We start from the raw sequence: 16,500 nt of genomic DNA, 5'->3' as shown, positions 1-16,500 counted from the left end.
CTCCGCGTGCGTCGCCGCGTCAGTCTTCACAGCGGTCACAAGGTTCGAGAGGGTTTCCAGGCCGTCCAGGAACGCGAGGTGTTCTTCCTCGGAAAGCCGGTAGACGTCTTGCGCTTGGAGATGATCTATCAATGTTGACTGGAGTTCTGCGATATCCAACATGATCACACCTCCCTTCCTATTGGATACCTCAATTTTAGCAAGTCCTGTGAGAGCGTCAAATCCGTTGCAGCGCAACAACAAGACGACTTTCAGCCGCGAGCGAAACTGGTCGGCTTTACCTGGGGTGCGCGTGCCATACGCTTGTCCGCGTGGGCCGGGATTCATCCCGTGCCCGCCCGGCCAATGAGGGCACGCGCAAGGGGCCCCAGGTCAAGCCGACCCCACGCTGGTACCGGTGCGAGCGGGAAGCCCAGCCGCACCCGCCGCTGATACCGGCGCCAGCTGGAAGTCCAGCCGTACCCCCGCTGGAAGTCCAGCCGTACCCCAGTTAGTACCCCAGCTGGAAGCCCAGCCGTCCCCGATAAGGAAGTCCAGCCGTACCCCAGTTAGTACCCCCAGCCGGAAGTCCAGCCGTCCCCGAGTCAGAACTCCAGCCCGGCCGCACTCCGCAGAGCCCGCCGCAACGGCTCCTCCAACGCCGCCCGGTCCACGCCGTCCCACGCCAACGGCGGCTCGGGCTCGTACTCGATCGCCAGCTGCACCTGCCGAGCCACGTCCGCCCCGGCGAGCTCCTCCGCCAGGTGCAGCGCCACGTCGATCCCCGCCGACACGCCAGCGGCAGTCGTCACCGGCCCGTCCGAGACCCATCGCTCCGCCACCGGGATCGCGCCATAAGCACCGAGCGCGTCGAGCACAGCCCAGTGGCTGGTGGCCCGCCGCCCCGAAAGAAGCCCAGCAGCACCAAGGATCAGCGACCCGGTGCACACCGAAACAGCCCGCGATGCCGACCGCACGTACGACAGCAACGCCGCATCGGCGAGGTGCTTGAAGGTCCCGAGCCCGCCCGGCACGACGACCATGTACGGGTCGGGAACGGCAGAGAACGTGCTGCTCCCAACGAGGGTCAGCGGTAGGTCGGTGGCAACCGGACCGGGCTCCGCGCTGACGACAACGGTCCGGTACGAGGGCTCGAAGGTGCTGAGCGCGGTGAGCACCTGCAAGGGACCGACGAGGTCGAGCGGTGTCACCTCGGGGTAGAGCACGAAAGCGATGTCCATGACCTGAGCCTGACAAGCAGAACAGCCTGGGCGGGCGCGGATGTCCGGAGCGCTGCGATGCCGGTCCGAAACGCTGGCACAAGGGAACGCTGGCACAAGGGAACGCTGGCACAAGGGAACGCTGGTACAAGGGAACGCTGGTACAAGGGAACGGTGGACAACGCGCGCCGAGTGCTGGTGATCGCCTACGAGGGCGCGGAGCTGCTGGACATAGCGTGCCCCACGGACGTGCTGGACGCGGCGAACCGGCACGGAGCGCGGCCGGGGTACGAGATCGAACTGGCGACGCTGGGCGGAGCGCCGGTGCGGTGCTCGTCGGGGCTGACCCTGGACGTGCGGCAGCGGCTGGAGCACGTGACCGGATCACTCGACACGGTGATCGTCATCGGTGGCTGGGGGCACGAGCGCGCGGCGGCCGATCACCGGATGATCGCTCAGCTCCGCAGGCTCGCCGCGTGCAGCCGCCGCGTGGCATCGGTGTGCACGGGCGCTTTCCTGTTGGCTGCGGCGGGATTGCTGGACGGCCGCCGCGCGACGACGCACTGGGCGTTCGCGGAACGGCTCGCTGAGGCCTATCCCGCCGTGCAGGTCGACGCGGGGCCGATCTTCGTGCGCGAGGGCGACGTCTACACGGCGGCGGGGGTGACGAGCGGGCTGGACTTGGCGCTGTCGTTCGTGACCGACGACCACGGGCCGGAGCTGGCGCGCGCCGTCGCCCGCTCCCTCATCGCCTACCTGCAACGACCTGGTGAGCAGGACCAGGTGAGCATGTTCCTCGCGGCACCGACCCCGGAGAAGGACTTCATCCGCTCGGTCGTCGCTTACGTGGAGGCGAACCCGGCGCAGGACCTCGGCGTCGCCGCGCTGGCGAAGCGCTTCGGGCACAGCGCGCGGCACCTGACCCGGCTCTTCGCTGAACACCTCGGCGTGAGCCCGAGCCGCTACGTGCGGACGGTTCGCTCCGAGCTGGCGCGCCGACTGCTCGCGAGCACGGGCCTGCCGTTGGCGGCGGTGGCGCGGCGCTGCGGTTTCGGCTCGACGGAGACGCTGCGCAAGACCTTCGTCGACCAGTACGGCACGTCGCCGTCGGCCTACCGGAAGCTGCGGGCCTGAAGCGCTTCGCCGACGGAGTGGAACAGCGCGAGGTCCCGGTCGAGCTCGGTGATCTCGATCGGCCTGATCACCGGCTGGTTGCCGTCGACGACGATGCGCAGCGAAGCCCCGCGGGCCCGCGCGGTCACGGTTGCCTCCAGCAGCGCGGTCAGCCCGGCGGAGGCGAGGAAGGTGACCGTGCAGAGGTCGAGCACACAGACCTCGTCGACGCACGACTCCGCCGCCTCGCGCAGGGAAGCGGCCGTGTCGAAGTCGATCTCCCCGCCGACGGTGATCACGCAGGCGGCACCGACTCGCTCGTGGGAGATCTCCAGGCCGATGGCGCTGCGCATGACAACCCCTCAGCTCGACTGGGCCAGGTGCGAGGCGCGCCCGCGCCCGCCGGGACGGCCGAGGTCGACCTCGGCCCACACCGTCTTCTCGTGCTCGCGCCGCGTGGCACCCCACGCCGTGGCGATCCGGTCGACCAGCAGCAGGCCGCGCCCACCGCTGTTGTCCGGCTTGCGGATCTTCGGCAGGCCGAGCGAACCGTCGTCGACCTCCACGCGCAGCCTGCCTCGCTCCAGCAGGCTCAGCCGGCACGTCCTCGGCGCCGCTCCGTGCCGGTGGGAGTTGCTGACCAGCTCGTCGACGACCTGCACCGCGTCGTCGACCGGCACGCCGGTTCCGCTGGCGAGCATCGCTCGCACGCGGTCACGCACCTCGCGCATGCTCATCGCGTCGAGGTCGCAGGTGACTGTGGTGTCGCTGTCGTCGCGGGTGTCACGGGTAGCACTGCCCGAGTCCTGCGACGCGCCCACTGACTGGGACCACATGGTTGACCACACCCTCGCTGTACTCGGCACATCCGCCCATCCGATACCCGGCGGCACGAGCCGGGAAACCATCAGGAGGTTGCCGGTGGATCACGGCACCGCCCCTTCGGAGTGCGTACAGTCCGGACGGTGTCTTGTTCCTGCTTGATCTGCACGGAGCGACCCGCCGGACGCGACGCGGCGACCTCGGACATCGTCAGTCGATCAGGCTGGTGCGTGCTCAGGATTCCCGGCCCCGTCGACTTCACCTACACCGTCGGCCTGTGGCACAGCTTCCGGCAGCCGGAGCTGGTGATGTTCGGCCTGGGCGGGGAGGACATGCAGCACTGGCTCAACACGTGCGTCGAGCACTGCGTGGAGCACGGCTGGCCCGGCGAGGACGTGCCGTTCACCGGCGTGATCGAGGGCGTCCCGACGCAGCTGCGCGTGGTGCACCGCGACTGGCACGACCCGTTGTTCGGTACGGCGCACCGCTTCTACGGCGTCGACGTCCCCTTCCGCCAGGTCGTGTGGCCGGACAAGGACGGGCGCTGGCCGTGGGACGACGCGGCCACCACCGGGTGCCGCACCCGGCAGGCCCGCGCGTGGCTGCCGGTGTCGGAGCACCCGGCGGGCGGGTGGCGGCTCGTCGGCCAGCTGGAACCCGGTTTCCCCTTCGCCTCCGGCCCCGACGTGTGGGCGCTGACCACCCGCTCCGTGCTCAACGGCGTCGCGCCGACGTGGGTGCTGAACGAGGCGGGCTGCTTCGACGTGCTGGACCAGCGCGGCTACGACGCCGACGACCTGTGTCTGGCCTACCTCGGCGACCTGGTGCTGCGGCATCCCGGGCTCCTCGCGCGGGCCGACCTCGACGAGGGCACCGCCGCCGACGCGGCCAGCGACTGGAAGGGCGAGAAGCCCGACGCCGACGTGCTGCGGCGCAGCGAGCAAGCCTGGCAGGTGGCCACCCCCTGAGCCCGGAACGCGACGCGGCCCACCTGTTCGTGGAGATCGTCGCGCTTGACCCTCACGTCACGTGAGTCCTTAGCGTCGCTGCCATGGCGACGACGATGACGAACGTCCGGATCTTCGACGGCGAGCGCGTGACCAGCGACTCCGCGGTCCGGCTGGATGACGGCCTGATCGTGGCGGTGGGTGGTCCCGAGCTGCTGGAGCCGGGCGACGAGCACGTGGACGGCGGTGGCGGCACGGTGCTGCCGGGCCTGATCGACGCCCACGTGCACCTGCTGAGCGGCACGCCGAAGCAGGCGGCGACGTTCGGTGTGACGACGGTGCTGGACATGTTCAGCAAGCCCGACCTCGTGCGCGAAGCGATGGAGCAGGGGGCCGGGCCGAACGCGGCGGACGTGCGCTCGTCGAGCGTCGGAGCGACCGCGCCGGGCGGGCACCCATCGCTGATGTACGCGCCTTTCCCTTGCATCACAGCGCCTGAGGAAGCAGACGGCTTCGTCGCGGACCGCCTGGCGGAGGGGGCGACCCACCTGAAGGTCCTGTACGAGCCCGGTGGTGGGGGGCCGATGTCGTGGCCGTCGCTTGACGTTCCGACGGTGGCCGCGCTCGTCGCGGCCGGGCACCGCGCGGGGCTGAAGGTCGTGGCGCACATCAGCACGGCGCAGGCGGCGATGGACTTGCTGCCGACCGGCGTGGACGTGTTCGCGCACGTGCCGTTCGACCACCTCAGCGACGAGCAGGTCCAGGCGTTCGCGGCAGCCGGCGTCTCGGTGATCGCGACGCTGTCGGTCGCGGACGGCTTTCCGGGACCGGACAAGCAGATGCCGTTGCTGGGCGAGCTGACGATGATGCCGAGGCTCGGCCCGGCGTGGCTGGAGGTCGTGAAGGGGCAGGGGGAGCGGTGGATGCCGCCCGTCCTGCCGGACTTCCGCTTGCCGGTGGACAACGTCGGGCGCCTTCGCGAGGCGGGGGTGACCGTGCTCGCGGGCACCGACGCGCCCAACCCGGGCATCGTCCACGGCGCGAGCCTGCACCGCGAGCTGCAGCACTTGGTGGCGGCGGGTTTCCACCCGCTGGAAGCCCTGTGCGCGGCGACCGCGCGCACGGCGGACGTGTTCGGTCTCGCCGACCGCGGGCGGGTGCTGCCGGGTCTGCGCGCGGACGTGGTGCTGGTCGAAGGGCAGCCTGACCGCTTCATCTCCGACACGCAGTACGTGGCGGCGGTGTGGAAGCAGGGCGAGCGCGTCGACCTCGACGGGTACGTGGGCTCGGCGGACGAGGCCGCGGGCCTGGCGATGTTGAGAGAACTGACTGACAAGGTGATTGCCGCTTTTAAGGAGTACACGCCATGACCACCGGAACGAGCCCGATCGCCGTGCACCGTGACGACGACGGCGAGATCCTGGGCCACCTCGTGCCGACGACGACGGGGTGGCAGCCGATGACCGTGTTCGCCGCCGCCCTCGCGGGGCCGTCCGACTTCGAGCAGGCCGAGCGCGTGCTGCGCAACGACGGCATGTCCTGCCTCGCCGACATCTGGTGGGTGGAGCACGAGCCCGGCGAGTGGCGCGAGGCCCGCATCCAAGAGGCGCGGCCGAACCGGCTCCGCGTGTGGTGGGCGGACCCGATGGTCGAGCAGTCACCGCACGGGCAGTGGATCGACCCGTACGAGGTGAAGGTGCAGCGGCACCGCCCGTAGTGGGCACCGGTGTGGATATCGGTTGCGGTGCGGCGGGCGATCGTCCGATCCTGGTTTCGTGAGTACCAGGTTGCGGGCGATCGCCCGCGAGACCGTGTCCATCGCCGAACGTGGTTCCTACCGGACGGCATCGGGTGACACGGTGGACATCAGCGCCGGCGTTGCCGCTGCGGTGTCCGGAACGCTTGTTTATCAACCAGAAGACCGAGTCACAGCGCCGCAGCCAGTGCAGCGGCGAGTGGTCGAGGTCGTCAACGAGTCCACTCTGGACGCAGCGCGACGGCTCGGGGGAGACGTGGCGTGCCTGGTCTTCGCGTCAGCGCGCAATCCCGGCGGCGGGTTCCTCAACGGGGCCGAAGCGCAGGAGGAGTCGCTGGCGCGAGGATCGGCGCTGTACCCGTGCCTGCGCGCCGCGTGGGACTTCTACCTCCACCACCGGGGCGATCCCGATCTGACCTACAGCGATCGCGTGATCTACTCGCCGCGGGTGCCGGTTTTCCGGGACGACAAGGGAAATCTGCTCGACGAGGCTTACCCGGTGTCGTTCCTGACCTCCGCCGCGCCCAATCTCCAGGCCATGCTGCGCAACCAGCCGGAGCGCGCCTCGAGTGTGCCGGAAGTGTTGCGGCGCAGGGCGATGCGCGTGCTTGAGGTCGCCGCCGACAACGGTCACCGGCGACTCGTGCTGGGCGCGTGGGGCTGTGGCGTGTTCGGCAACGATCCGTCCACTGTGGCCGGTGCGTTCGCCGAGGCGCTGCGGCGCGGCCCCTGGTTCGAGCACGTGACGTTCGCCGTGCTCGACCGGGGACGCGGAGGAGCGACCTACGCGGCCTTCCGCGACGCGCTGAACTGAGCGACCCAGCGCTTCTGCCACGGCGTCTCGACCGCCTTGGGGTGCAAGCGTTCCCGGGTCCAGGCGACGGCCTCGCCGGGCTCGACCCCGGCGAGGATCGCCAGGCAGCTGAACACCGTCCCGGTGCGGCCCACTCCGCCGCCGCACGCGACCTCGACCGCCTCGCCGGAGCGCGCCCGCTCGTGCAGCTGGTGGATCTGCTCCACGGCGAAGGCGCGATCGCGCGGCAGCAGGAAGTCCGGCCACTCGATCCACGTGTGCGGCCAGTCGAGCCGTTCTTCTTGTGTGCGGCGGAATCTGCCCGCGCCGAGGTAGAGGCCGAAGTCCGGCACCGGTCCCTCTGGCCACGGTCGCCGCAGGCCACGGCCGCGGACCCAGCTGCCGTCGGGCAGCTCGATCGCTCCGGGAAGTCTGGGTTCGGTCATGCGTCCACACTCCTGGCTTGGCGCCTCGCGCGGTGCTTGGCGACGTTGTGGCGGTTCCCGCACAGCTCGGGCATGCAGTAGCGGCGACGTCCGGCTCGGCTCGTGTCGACGAAGACGCCCCGGCAGCCCGGGGCTTCACACGCGCGGAAGCGCTCGTGGCCGAGCGCGCGCACGACGCCGAGCAACGCCGTGCTGATGAGCGCGGCCAGCTCGTCGGCCAGCGAAGCCCCTGGCGCGGTCGGCACGTGCCACTGCCACTTGTCGTCCGCAGCGCGGCGCAGCACCGGCGCGAGCCCTGCTCGGCGCAGCAGGACCTGGCAGCCCGCGACCGCCTGGTCGGCCGTCTCCGTCTCCATGATCCCGCGCACCTCGCGGCGCAGCAGCTGGACCTGGAAGACGTCGTCCTTCGTCGGCGGCAGCGGCGCGTCGAGCTGAAGTCCTTGTCCCGCAAGGAAAACCGCGAGGGCGATCGGAGTCGGCAGCGCCTCGCCGGTGCTCTCGCGGACCGTCGGCGAGGTCGTGACCAGGTCGGTCGCCACCGCCGCGCCGAGCGCGTACTCGTCAACGGGGATCTCCACCGCGCCCTCCTCGGGTAAGTGTTGAAAACGTAGCACAAGCCTTACAGCAGGTTTCCGGAAGCCGTGGGCCGCGCGAGCCGCGAGGCTGCGCGCATGGACACGATCGTGATCGTCGCGGTGGGCGCGTTCTTCCTGGCCATGGGCGGGTACGCGCTGGTGGCACCCGCTGCGCTGGCTCGCCCGTTCCGCCTGCGCGTCGAGAGCCCTGAAGCTCGCTCCGAGGTCCGAGCGGTCTACGGCGGCTTCGGCGTCGCGATCGCCGCGATGCTCGGCGTGGCCGCGGCCGACATCGGGGGAGTGCGCGCCGGAGTCGTCCTCACCGTCGCCGCCGCCCTCGCAGGAATGGCTCTAGGACGCCTGATCTCCCGCTTGGCCGACACGCGAACGGCCTTCTACCCCATCTGGTTCTACTTCGCCGTAGAACTCATCGCCGCCACCCTCCTCGTCACCGCCCACTAGCCCCCAAATCCGTTTCGTACCGGTATCGGGAAAGCGAGCGCTCCCAAATCCCGCTTTCGGTACGAAACGGGTGAGGTCTAGACCACTTCGGGGTGCGATGGGGCGAGCGGGGCGGAGTCCTAGTCGATGACGAACCAGGTGCCGTTCTGGTAGGAGAGGACCGCGTCGCCGAGGTCGCGTTCGCCGATCGTGACGCTCGCGCGGATGGCCTTCGCGGGGATGTCGACGTCACCGTTCGCGCGCTGGCGGACCTGCTTGGCGTCGATGGTGGCGGTCTGCAACGCGGTCCGCTTGGCCGCGCCGAGCATCTGGAAGGTGATCGGGAACGTCTGCCTGCAGGTGCCGAAGCCCTTCGCCTCGGCCTTCTTCGCGCCCGGCCCGGCGACGTCGCACACCACGTCGAGGTCCTGGTTGCCCACGCCGTGCAGGTACTTCTCGAAGCGCTGGATCGCCGCCTCGACGGTCTTCGGCGTGCCAACCGGGGTCGCCGGAGTCGTCGGAACGGGAGCCGCCGTGGACGACGGTGCAGCCGACGAAGGAGCGGGCGGCGGAGGAGGCGGAGCGCTGGCCTTGTCCTCGCACCCCGTCAGCGCGAGCGCCAGTCCGACAGTCGTCAGGAAGATCGCCGACCTCATCGTGCCCCCGTGTTCGTCGTGGTCCGCGCGGACTCTAGTACACCGCCGACAGTTCCATGCATTTGCACAGGAATGGCCGAGGGGCATCTCAGGGTTGTCCCCGATTCGCCGCATTCACGCGCTCAATACGTTTGCGGGGAATCCGCCGCCACGGACAGTCGCACCACCACGGAGGACCCTTGACCCGCTCAGCACTCGCCGCCTCGGCGGCGGTGGCGCTCGCCGCCACACTGGTGGTGGCACCGGCCGTGTCGGCCGCTCCCGCCGCGCCGGACTGGAAGCTCTGCAAGGACGTCGCCAACGGCTGGAGCCCCGACGACACGCGCACCGAGTGCGCCACGGTCGCGGTCCCGCTCGACCACGCCAAGCCCGACGGCCGCAAGATCGAGATCGCGGTCAGCCGCGTGAAGGCCGGCGACCCCGCCGCGCGCAGGGGCGTCATGGTGTTCAACCCCGGAGGTCCCGGCGGCGCCGGAATCCGCATGCCGCAAGGAGTTCTGGACAGCACGGTCAAGGACCTGGGCCGCACGCACGACCTGATCGGCTTCGACCCGCGCGGCGTCGGCTACAGCGACAAGGTGACCTGCCGGGAGCTGCCCGAGGACGCCGAGCAGCCGCCGCAGTCCTGGTCGGCCAAGGAGAAGGCCCGCTTCCTCTCCGCGCGCGACGGCAGGGCGAACCGGCGCTGCGCCGAGAGCGACCTGGAGTTCTCCCGCAACCTCACCACCGACGCGATCGCGCGCGACATCGACGTGATCCGCACCGCGCTGGGCGAACAGAAGATCAACTACTACGGCGTGTCCTGGGGCACCGCGCTCGGCGCGCACTACCGCAGCCTCTTCGACGGCAACGTGGACCGGATGCTGCTCGACTCGGTGATGCTGGCCAACTTCGACCTCAACGAGATCGACAACACCACGGTCGCCGCCTACGAGAACCTGCACAACGACTTCGCCACCTGGATCTCGCGCTACGACCGCGTCTACCACTTCGGCACCACGCACGGCGAGGTCTCCAAGGCGCTGTTCGACCTGCGCAAGCTGCTCACCGAGTCGCCGCGCGCGGTCGGCACCGGCGAATCCCAGATCACCATCGACGGCGACACGATCACCTCGCTGATGACCGCGAACCGCTCGTGGTGGTCCAGCGCCGCCGCCGAGCTGGTGAAGATCCGCGACAACGAGGTGCCCGAGGCCGCGCGCCAGGCCGCCAACGCCGCCGGAGCTCGATCGGCCGCCCGTGGGCTCGCGAGCAAGCCCGAGGGCTTCAGCCGTTTCCTCAACGTGGCGGTGATCTGCAACGAGGCGCTGAGCACTCGCGACTTCGAGACCTCGTGGAAGCACCGCATGGGCCGCATCGCCAAGTACCCGGCGGCGGGGGAGAAGGCCTCCTTCGACGGCATGTGCGCGAACTGGCCGCTGCCCGTGCAGCCGTGGCGGCTCAAGTCCGGCGCCAGCGCGCTGCAGCTGGTCGGCCACCTCTACGAGGGCGTGACGCCGATCGACTGGGCCGTGTCGATGCGCGGCAAGATCGGCGGCTCGCTGTTCACCATCGAGGACGACCGGCACGGCTCGCTCTCGCGACTTCCCTGCGGCGCAACGGGTGTGGAGTTCTTCGCGACCGGCAGGGCCAGCGCCGCCTCCTGCCCGGGAGAGCCGATCCCCACGCCAGAGACGTCCGCGCCGAAGACGGGTGACGGCCTCACCGTCGAGCGCTCCCCGTACGACTCCAACCGCGTCGTCACCTTCTAGCCACCCGCGCGGCCTGCTCGTTCAGTCGGGCAGGCCGCGCAGTCCTATCTCCACGCCGCGCCGCAGCGCCGCCCAGAACTGCTCTTCGGACTGGCCCAGCTCCAGGCTCTTGAGCGCCGCACCCTGCGCTCCGCCGCTCATCGCGCCGACCGCCGCCGCCGCGTCGATCTCGTCCAACGTGTCCGGGAACGCGCGCAGCAGTCCGGCGGCGAGCTCCCGCTGCACCTCCTGGTTGAGCTGCAACGCCCGTCCGCGCAACGCCGGCTCCGACATGATCAGCTTGGTGAACCGCGCCATGCTCTCGGGGTCGTGCCGCCCGACGCCCTCGGTGAGGTAGTCGCCGAGCATCGCGTCGTAGGCCCGCAGCAGCAGCTGAGCGGGGGTCTCGCCCGGCTGCCGGTCGGCCAGCACCTTCAGCGGCACGGGAGCCCTCGGCCCGGAGTCGGCGAAGAGGACGTCCTCCTTGCTGCGGAAGTGGTTGAAGAACGTCTTCGTGGCCACGTCCGCCTCCGCCGCGATCTGCGCGACGGTGGTCCTCTCGTAACCCTGCTCGCTGAACAGCCGCAGCGCCGCGTCGGCGAGCTGCCGCCTGACCGCGAGCTTCTTGCGCTCCCGCCGGGACTCCACGGCGACGACGTTACATCGGGTGTAAGTTTATAGCCAATGTAAGTTGACCCGAGGAGGTCTGGTGAGCCGGATAGCCCTGACCGGGATGCCCGCCGCCGGTCACGTCAACCCCAGCGTCCCCCTTGTGCGTGAACTGGTTCGCCGGGGCGTGGAGGTCGTCTACTACAGCAGCGGCGAGTTCCGCGACACGATCGAGCGCACGGGCGCGGAGTTCCGCGCGTACCCGGAGGGCACGGTCTCCGCGCGCGCCATCGCCGACGCCACCACCTCCGGCGGGCCGGTGCGCGTGGTCTCGAAGTTGCTGCCCGCCGCCCAGACCCTGGTGCCGTTCCTCGTCGAGGAGTTCCGCGCGCTGCGCCCGGACGCGGTGGCCTTCGACTCCAACGCGCTGTGGGGCTACATGGCCGCCGCCCGCGCCGGACTGCCCAAGATCTCGCTCATGACCACGTTCATGTTGGGGGTCAAGGATTTCCGCTGCCTGACCGCGCGCGAGTGGTGGCACTCGATGGTGCCGATGATCCCCGACATCCCGTCCGTGGTGGCGGCCAAGAAACGGCTCGTCCGCGCGCTCGGCAAGGACATCTACCCGCCCTCGCCGACCCTGCCGATCCGCGGCGACGTGACGCTCTTCCCGATCCCGCGCGAACTCCAGCCGCCCAACCCGCTGCTGGACGAGCGCTGCCACTTCTTCGGCCCCACCATCGACGCCGAGAACCGCGTCGCCGAGGTCGATCCCGAGCTGGCGGAGTTCCTGGACGGCCCCGAACCGCTCGTGCTCGTGTCGCTCGGCACGCTGCACGCGGGTACTCAAGCGTTCTTCCGCACCTGCTTCACCGCGCTCGCCGACGTGCCCGCGCGGTTCGTCCTCGCCGTCGGTCCGCACGCCGATCCGGGCACGCCGCCGCCGAACATGCTCGTGCGCCCGTCCGTTCCGCAGCTCGACGTGCTCGCCCGCGTCTCCGCCTTCGTCACCCACGGCGGCATGAACAGCGCACTGGAGGGCCTGTACTACGGAGTGCCGCTCGTCGTGCTCCCGCAGCAGGTCGAGCAGTTGATCATCGCGCGTGCCGTGGCCGCCAAGGGGGCGGCTCTGGTGTTGCGCCACAACCTCTCCGGCCGCGCCGTGCCTCCCGTCGAACTCCGCGCCGCGGTGGAGCGCGTGCTCAGCGATCCCTCGCTTCGCGAGTCGGCGAAGGCGTTCTCAGCGGGAATCCGCTCCGCGGGTGGTGCAACAGACGGAGCCGACATCGTGCAGAAGTTCCTGTCCGCCCGCGTCTAGCGAACTTCAGGAGTCGCGGGCCTCGGAGACGCCGAGCACCGCGAGCCGATCGGCGCGGTCGTTGTCGGGGTGGCCGGAGTGGCCCTTCACCCAGTGCCACTCGACGTCGTGCTGGGAGACCGCTGCGTCCAGCTCCCGCCACAGGTCGGCGTTCTTCACCGGTTCGCGGGAGCTGGTCATCCAGCCGTTGCGCTTCCAGTTCGCCAGCCACGACAGGATGCCGTTGCGGACGTAGGTGCTGTCGGTGTAGATGTGCACCTGCGAGGGCCGGGTGAGGCAGCCGAGCGCCTTGATGGGGGCGGTGAGCTCCATGCGGTTGTTGGTCGTCGGTCCCGCGTCCCCGCCGTGCAGTTCCCGCTCGTGCGTGCCGTAGCGCAGCACCGCTCCCCACCCGCCCGGCCCGGGGTTCCCGCTGCACGCGCCGTCGGTGTAGATCTCGACGACCTGCTGTCCTCGCACGTTCTCGCCATCCGTCCGCCCCGACGTCGGCATCGAGGTCGGTCGAGCCTATCCGGGGTGGCGCTCGGGACCGGTCCCCGGTGCGTTCGCGCAGGATGAGGCCGTGGATGACGTGGTGGACCGGCTCGGTGAACTCCTCAGCACGCACCCGGTCGACAACCGCTACCACCTCGCGACCGGCACGGCGATCGCCTTCGGCGCGGTGCTGACCGTCGAACTGGGGATCACCGTTGTGGCGCTTGGGTTTGTGCTCGCGTTCGTACCACTCGCACGAGTGCTTCGCGGTGGTGTGCGCGAGCGCTTCGACGTCCACGAGAACGGCCTGGTGCACCACCGCCGGAGTGGCCGCCGCAGCTGGACGTGGGGCGAGGTGGCCGCGCTGCGCGTGCGGTGGGACCCGCGTCGGCGCACGCTGTCGCGCTGCGTCGTGCGGTTCTCCGGCGGCGGGCGCCTGGTGATCCACAGCGGCGCCGTCGACGGGCCGTTGCTGGCGGGAACCCTGCTGGCGCGGTGCCCCGAGGCGGTTGCCGTGCGGAGATCTCGGGGTGGGTGAGCGGACAACCCACCCCGAGAACGATCAGCGGCGCAGCTGGCCGCGGATGGCTCCGGCGGCGAACTCGCTGTTGTGCACGTTGACGTAGAAGCCGCTGGGGTTGCGGCGCAGTTCCTTGGCCAGGTCGCGGCTCACGTCCGCGCAGCTGTAGCTGCGGCCGTTGGTGGGTGCCTTGAAGTTGACCACGACCGGGCCGTTGGTGCCCGCGACGCCGCGGTGGATGTGCGCGGCGCTGGCCGGGGCGATGCGGCTGACCGAGATCGTGGCGCACACCCGGTCGGAGCCGATCCGGACCGAGGCGCTGCCCCGGCCGTCCGCGTCGCCCGGCCCGGGGACCTCGGCCTTGCCGGTCAGGTGGGCGGAGTGGGTGCGACCCAGGCCCAAGCCCAGGTCGAGGTCCAGGTCGAGTCCGATGCCGACACCGATGCCGATGCCGACGCCGCTCCGCGTCTCGGACGCGCTGGCAGCGGGGGCGATGGCGACCAGGGCGAGGGCTGCTGCCGCCACGGACGTGCCGAGAACACGAGATGTGAAGCGCACGAAAACCTCCAGGAGAGCGTGGTGCTTCCTACACGAGTTCTTCGAAGGCGCACGGCACTCGGATTGGTCCTCGGCCGGGTGAACTACTGCTTGCGGCGCACGGTGAAGAACGTGGCGATGCACGCGAACCCGGCGGTGATCACCACGATCGCGCCGACGGAGATCAGCGCGAGCGCGCCGTCGCCGTAGTCGGGATCGTTGACCGCCAGGTTCACGAACATGGCGACGACGGAACCGAGCAGCAGCAGGCCGACCACCAGCCACCCCGCGCCGAAGCGCCGCCAGCGCTGTTCGTGGTGCGGCTGCGGCCCAGCGGTCGGACAATGGTGCCGCACAAGGCTTTCCAGGCGGTCCGACTCCAGCGTGAGGCCGTCGAAGCGGATGCGCTGGCCGTCGTCGAAGCGCACCACGCAGCGGTGGCCGGTGCCCAACAGTCGTGTGGCACCGTTCTGCTGGGGCGGGTGACCGGAATCGATGCTGACCACCTGCTCCCACCGCCATGACCGTCCATTGTGGACAAGTCCGTGCTCGTGGACCTCGAAGACCTCGTTCAGCCCGCCGCGCAGGGCCTTCACCAGCAACCAGGTCCCGCCGAGGACACCGACCACCACCACGCCCATGCCGATGCCGATCGTGCGATCGATCGAGCTGGAGTTGCCCGCCCACCGCGAAGGCCCGCCGAGCACGAGGTTGGCGGTGAAGACGGCGGCGCCGATCCCGATGGCCAGCGCGATGCCGCCGACGACGAGGATGCGGCGGTTGGCGACGCGGTGCATGCCCAGCAGGGCGCCCAGTTCACTCACCGAAGATCACCTTTCGTCCCTGGTCGGAGTCGAAGAGCGCGGCGAGGACGCTGATCCAACGGAGTGTCATGCGGCGGACCGTAGTTACGGCCGTCGGGAGGGCTCCCGAGCCCAGAACAGCGAGTGCACGTCGGTGCTGCCTGGCAGGAAGTCCCGCACGTCGACCTGCTCCACCACTTCCAGTCCGGCGGCGTCGAGGTGCGCCCGGTAGGTCGCCGCGTCGGCCTGGCTCCACACCATCGGAGCGTCGCTGCCCAGCCAGCCCTCGACCCGCGACTCCAGCGCGTCGCGCCCGGTCAACAGCAGCAGCCAGCCACCCGGCCGCAACCACCGCGCGGTCTTCTTCAGCAGATCACCCTGCTCGGACAACGGCAGGTGGAACAACACGTACAGGCACACCACGGCGTCGAAGGACGCGTCGGGCCACTCCGCCTCCGAGGCATCGGCTCGGACGAACTCAGCGGAAGGGACGAAGGCCCGCGCTCGCCGGATCTGCTCCTCGCTGATGTCCACGCCGGTGACCTGGTGCCCGCCGCGCACCAGGTCGCGCGCGACGGGGACGCCGCAGCCGCACCCCACGTCCAGCACGGAGCCGCCGACCGGGATGCGCTCGCGCAACGCCTCCAGCCATTCCGCGTACGGGCCGCTGTCGTCGTGCTGGCCCCGGTAGCGCTCCGAGACCGCGTCATAGCCTTGGCGCACAACGGCTTTCATATCGGACATGCCGCCGCACGCTACCCGTGTCACACATCGGCGCGCTGCTCCGTCCACCTGGTGAGCACCTGTGCCGACAACCGACAACCAACAACCGACAACGAGGAGAACCCGGTGGATGCCGTCAGACTGGCCACGACCCTGCGCGAGCTGCACCACGCCGAGCACCCGCTGATCCTGCCGAACGTGTGGGACGCGTCGAGCGCGCGAGCCGCCGAGCAGGCGGGCTTCCCCGCGCTGGCCACCACGAGCATGGGGGTGGCGCTGTCGCTGGGCTACGCCGACCACGAGGCAGCACCGCCCGAGGAGATGTTCGCGGCGGTCGCCCGGATCTCCCGCGCGGTGTCGGTGCCGGTCACCGCGGACATCGAGGCGGGCTACGGCCTCCCGGCGGAGGAGGTCGTCGACCGGCTGCTCAGCGCGGGCGCGGTCGGCTGCAACCTGGAGGACAGCGACCACAACGCGACCGGCCTGGTCGGGAGAACCGCGCAGGCGGACCGCTTGGCGGCCGTGCGGGCGGCCTCGGAGGCTAGCGGAGTACCGATCGTGATCAACGCCAGGGTCGACTCGTTCCTGCCGCAGTTGGTGGTCGAGGACCGCCTCGCCGACGCGCTGGAACGGGGGCGCGCGTACGTAGCTGCCGGGGCGGACGCGGTCTTCCCCCTCTTCGCCGCGGCCGAGTCCGATGTTTTGGCCCTGGTTGAAGGGTTGGACGCCCCGGTGAACATCGCCTACGTTCCTCCAGGGTCGAAGCTGCCCGCGACCCCCGGACTGGCCAGGCTGGCCGAGCTGGGAGTGCGCAGGGTGAGCTTCGGGGGCGGGCTGCACGCCGCCGCCGAAGCCTCGCTGCGCGGCGTGCTCGCCACGATCCGTGACGGCCGGGACCCCTACTGAACCGTCACCCCCAGACGTCGCCAACCGCCCCCGCTCTCCGTCCCCCGGCTCCTTCCCGCCGCCCGCGACCCCAGATCGCGAACCACCCCCCAGGTGGGCGGCGGGCAGGCTGGGGCGGTTGGGCGGCCCTCC

The 16,500-nt window shown here is 70.5% G+C and carries 21 protein-coding genes; 10 read left to right on the top strand and 11 right to left on the bottom strand.

All coding sequences use genetic code 11. The features are described 5' to 3' along the window. Positions 1 to 584 precede the first annotated feature (584 nt). Complete coding sequence (locus tag CCN37_RS10090) at positions 585 to 1,220, bottom strand: DJ-1/PfpI family protein (protein ID WP_086820449.1); 636 nt, start codon at positions 1,218 to 1,220, stop codon at positions 585 to 587. Positions 1,221 to 1,391: 171 nt separating this feature from the next. Here CCN37_RS10090 and CCN37_RS10085 point away from each other — a divergent pair, with 171 nt between their 5' ends. Continuing rightward, complete coding sequence (locus tag CCN37_RS10085; protein ID WP_246842926.1) at positions 1,392 to 2,333, top strand: GlxA family transcriptional regulator; 942 nt, start codon at positions 1,392 to 1,394, stop codon at positions 2,331 to 2,333. Here CCN37_RS10085 and CCN37_RS10080 read toward each other — a convergent pair. Together CCN37_RS10080 and CCN37_RS10075 are read right to left on the bottom strand one after the other, a co-directional pair. After that, entirely contained in the window at positions 2,312 to 2,665 is a 354-nt protein-coding gene (locus CCN37_RS10080; protein ID WP_086820447.1) for an STAS domain-containing protein, read from the bottom strand. The genes CCN37_RS10085 and CCN37_RS10080 overlap by 22 nt on opposite strands. Positions 2,666 to 2,674: 9 nt before the next feature. Then, positions 2,675 to 3,148, bottom strand: a complete 474-nt coding sequence (locus CCN37_RS10075; protein ID WP_143261537.1) for an ATP-binding protein — start codon at positions 3,146 to 3,148, stop codon at positions 2,675 to 2,677. A gap of 129 nt (positions 3,149 to 3,277) precedes the next feature. Between CCN37_RS10075 and CCN37_RS10070 the strand changes: the two genes are divergently transcribed. From CCN37_RS10070 to CCN37_RS10055, 4 genes are all read left to right on the top strand, one after another. Beyond that, positions 3,278 to 4,102: a DUF4262 domain-containing protein gene (locus tag CCN37_RS10070; RefSeq protein ID WP_168200609.1), complete on the top strand. Its 825-nt coding sequence runs from the start codon at positions 3,278 to 3,280 to the stop codon at positions 4,100 to 4,102. 83 nt (positions 4,103 to 4,185) lie between these two features. After that, positions 4,186 to 5,451 (top strand): amidohydrolase family protein, encoded by a 1,266-nt coding sequence (locus CCN37_RS10065; RefSeq protein ID WP_086820444.1) that lies wholly within the window; start codon positions 4,186 to 4,188, stop codon positions 5,449 to 5,451. Beyond that, the gene (locus tag CCN37_RS10060; RefSeq protein ID WP_086820443.1) at positions 5,448 to 5,798 is read left to right on the top strand and encodes a hypothetical protein; all 351 of its coding nucleotides are present in this window, start codon (positions 5,448 to 5,450) and stop codon (positions 5,796 to 5,798) included. Before CCN37_RS10065 ends, CCN37_RS10060 begins: the two co-directional genes overlap by 4 nt. Positions 5,799 to 5,856: 58 nt before the next feature. After that, positions 5,857 to 6,651, top strand: a complete 795-nt coding sequence (locus CCN37_RS10055) for a TIGR02452 family protein (RefSeq protein ID WP_086820442.1) — start codon at positions 5,857 to 5,859, stop codon at positions 6,649 to 6,651. On the opposite strand, the gene CCN37_RS10050 is transcribed toward CCN37_RS10055, so the two are convergent. Both CCN37_RS10050 and CCN37_RS10045 read right to left on the bottom strand, forming a co-directional pair. Then, positions 6,621 to 7,076, bottom strand: a complete 456-nt coding sequence (locus tag CCN37_RS10050; RefSeq protein ID WP_086820441.1) for a protein-tyrosine phosphatase family protein — start codon at positions 7,074 to 7,076, stop codon at positions 6,621 to 6,623. The two genes, CCN37_RS10055 and CCN37_RS10050, sit on opposite strands and share 31 nt — an antisense overlap. Further along, a complete protein-coding gene (locus CCN37_RS10045) occupies positions 7,073 to 7,654 on the bottom strand; it encodes a CGNR zinc finger domain-containing protein (protein WP_086820440.1) in 582 nt (193 codons plus the stop codon). Before CCN37_RS10045 ends, CCN37_RS10050 begins: the two co-directional genes overlap by 4 nt. A 93-nt stretch (positions 7,655 to 7,747) precedes the next feature. On the opposite strand from CCN37_RS10045, the gene CCN37_RS10040 reads away from it, so the two are divergent. Then, on the top strand, positions 7,748 to 8,113 hold the full coding sequence (locus tag CCN37_RS10040) for a DUF4345 domain-containing protein (RefSeq protein WP_086820439.1): 366 nt from the start codon (positions 7,748 to 7,750) through the stop codon (positions 8,111 to 8,113). Between the two features lie 119 nt (positions 8,114 to 8,232). Here the strand turns inward: CCN37_RS10040 and CCN37_RS10035 are convergent, their stop codons facing one another. Continuing rightward, complete coding sequence (locus CCN37_RS10035; RefSeq protein ID WP_086820438.1) at positions 8,233 to 8,748, bottom strand: hypothetical protein; 516 nt, start codon at positions 8,746 to 8,748, stop codon at positions 8,233 to 8,235. A 179-nt stretch (positions 8,749 to 8,927) separates the two neighbouring features. Between CCN37_RS10035 and CCN37_RS10030 the strand changes: the two genes are divergently transcribed. Further along, entirely contained in the window at positions 8,928 to 10,499 is a 1,572-nt protein-coding gene (locus tag CCN37_RS10030; RefSeq protein WP_246842925.1) for an alpha/beta fold hydrolase, read from the top strand. Between the two features lie 21 nt (positions 10,500 to 10,520). On the opposite strand, the gene CCN37_RS10025 is transcribed toward CCN37_RS10030, so the two are convergent. After that, positions 10,521 to 11,126 (bottom strand): TetR/AcrR family transcriptional regulator, encoded by a 606-nt coding sequence (locus CCN37_RS10025; protein ID WP_086820436.1) that lies wholly within the window; start codon positions 11,124 to 11,126, stop codon positions 10,521 to 10,523. 61 nt (positions 11,127 to 11,187) lie between these two features. Here CCN37_RS10025 and CCN37_RS10020 point away from each other — a divergent pair, with 61 nt between their 5' ends. Then, complete coding sequence (locus tag CCN37_RS10020) at positions 11,188 to 12,405, top strand: macrolide family glycosyltransferase (protein WP_246842924.1); 1,218 nt, start codon at positions 11,188 to 11,190, stop codon at positions 12,403 to 12,405. 6 nt (positions 12,406 to 12,411) lie between these two features. Here the strand turns inward: CCN37_RS10020 and rnhA are convergent, their stop codons facing one another. Continuing rightward, the gene (rnhA, locus tag CCN37_RS10015) at positions 12,412 to 12,864 is read right to left on the bottom strand and encodes a ribonuclease HI (RefSeq protein ID WP_246842923.1); all 453 of its coding nucleotides are present in this window, start codon (positions 12,862 to 12,864) and stop codon (positions 12,412 to 12,414) included. 103 nt (positions 12,865 to 12,967) lie between these two features. Here rnhA and CCN37_RS10010 point away from each other — a divergent pair, with 103 nt between their 5' ends. Then, positions 12,968 to 13,417: a hypothetical protein gene (locus CCN37_RS10010; protein ID WP_086820433.1), complete on the top strand. Its 450-nt coding sequence runs from the start codon at positions 12,968 to 12,970 to the stop codon at positions 13,415 to 13,417. A 24-nt stretch (positions 13,418 to 13,441) separates the two neighbouring features. Here CCN37_RS10010 and CCN37_RS39750 read toward each other — a convergent pair whose 3' ends face one another. The 3 genes from CCN37_RS39750 to CCN37_RS10000 all read right to left on the bottom strand — a co-directional run bounded on the left by CCN37_RS39750 (position 13,442) and on the right by CCN37_RS10000 (position 15,483). Next, on the bottom strand, positions 13,442 to 13,957 hold the full coding sequence (locus tag CCN37_RS39750; RefSeq protein ID WP_168200608.1) for a CHRD domain-containing protein: 516 nt from the start codon (positions 13,955 to 13,957) through the stop codon (positions 13,442 to 13,444). Positions 13,958 to 14,040: 83 nt separating this feature from the next. Then, positions 14,041 to 14,760: a hypothetical protein gene (locus CCN37_RS39745; protein ID WP_168200607.1), complete on the bottom strand. Its 720-nt coding sequence runs from the start codon at positions 14,758 to 14,760 to the stop codon at positions 14,041 to 14,043. 84 nt (positions 14,761 to 14,844) lie between these two features. Further along, a complete protein-coding gene (locus tag CCN37_RS10000) occupies positions 14,845 to 15,483 on the bottom strand; it encodes a bifunctional 2-polyprenyl-6-hydroxyphenol methylase/3-demethylubiquinol 3-O-methyltransferase UbiG (protein ID WP_086820432.1) in 639 nt (212 codons plus the stop codon). Positions 15,484 to 15,588: 105 nt separating this feature from the next. Here CCN37_RS10000 and CCN37_RS09995 point away from each other — a divergent pair, with 105 nt between their 5' ends. Then, positions 15,589 to 16,368: an isocitrate lyase/phosphoenolpyruvate mutase family protein gene (locus CCN37_RS09995; protein ID WP_086820431.1), complete on the top strand. Its 780-nt coding sequence runs from the start codon at positions 15,589 to 15,591 to the stop codon at positions 16,366 to 16,368. Positions 16,369 to 16,500: the final 132 nt, after the last annotated feature.

Origin of the sequence: Allokutzneria sp. NRRL B-24872 (assembly GCF_002155965.1) — a bacterium.
Classification (GTDB): Bacteria; Actinomycetota; Actinomycetes; order Mycobacteriales; family Pseudonocardiaceae; genus Allokutzneria.
The sequence above is the reverse complement of the archived record's forward strand: the minus strand, read 5'-3'. Positions and strand labels throughout refer to the sequence as shown.

Bases quoted from the DNA above. Each gene is read 5' to 3' on its own strand.
- CCN37_RS10090 (WP_086820449.1), bottom strand. From the start codon at position 1,220: ATGGACATCGCTTTCGTGCTCTACCCCGAGGTGACACCGCTCGACCTC.
- CCN37_RS10080 (WP_086820447.1), bottom strand. From the start codon at position 2,665: ATGCGCAGCGCCATCGGCCTGGAGATCTCCCACGAGCGAGTCGGTGCC.
- CCN37_RS10075 (WP_143261537.1), bottom strand. From the start codon at position 3,148: ATGTGGTCCCAGTCAGTGGGCGCGTCGCAGGACTCGGGCAGTGCTACC.
- CCN37_RS10065 (WP_086820444.1), top strand. From the start codon at position 4,186: ATGGCGACGACGATGACGAACGTCCGGATCTTCGACGGCGAGCGCGTG.
- CCN37_RS10060 (WP_086820443.1), top strand. From the start codon at position 5,448: ATGACCACCGGAACGAGCCCGATCGCCGTGCACCGTGACGACGACGGC.
- CCN37_RS10050 (WP_086820441.1), bottom strand. From the start codon at position 7,076: ATGACCGAACCCAGACTTCCCGGAGCGATCGAGCTGCCCGACGGCAGC.
- CCN37_RS10040 (WP_086820439.1), top strand. From the start codon at position 7,748: ATGGACACGATCGTGATCGTCGCGGTGGGCGCGTTCTTCCTGGCCATG.
- CCN37_RS10035 (WP_086820438.1), bottom strand. From the start codon at position 8,748: ATGAGGTCGGCGATCTTCCTGACGACTGTCGGACTGGCGCTCGCGCTG.
- CCN37_RS10000 (WP_086820432.1), bottom strand. From the start codon at position 15,483: ATGTCCGATATGAAAGCCGTTGTGCGCCAAGGCTATGACGCGGTCTCG.